The 272-nt window shown below is 54.0% G+C and carries 1 protein-coding gene; it reads right to left on the reverse strand.

Features of this window, described 5'->3' with window-relative positions; all coding sequences use genetic code 11:
• Window positions 1–185: DUF1016 N-terminal domain-containing protein (locus AC0L20_RS41050; RefSeq protein ID WP_473295834.1), on the reverse strand; the 185-nt coding region annotated here is incomplete at its 3' end.
• Window positions 186–272 lie beyond the last annotated feature (87 nt).

Consider the following 272-nt stretch of genomic DNA (forward strand, 5'->3'; position numbering starts at 1 on the left):
CCCCAGCCTTGATCGCTCTGACGGGCCAAAATTTCGCGTCCAATCTGCCAGTAGAGCAGCACTAATTCACGATTGACTGCTATTGATGCTCGCTGCTGTGCGCTATGGATACGGCTCTTGAGGCATGTCAGCCAATCGGTGTAGCCATCAGGCGGCGCGTTTAAACCGATAGAGGCCTCGTTCATATCTACCCACTCCTGTGTTTTCAGCAGGCTAGTCAGGCAGCCGGGCCGTCACAAGCGCTCTTGAATACTCAAAGAAGTGTCCCGCAT

Source organism: Bradyrhizobium sp. Kon58, from assembly GCF_055807455.1.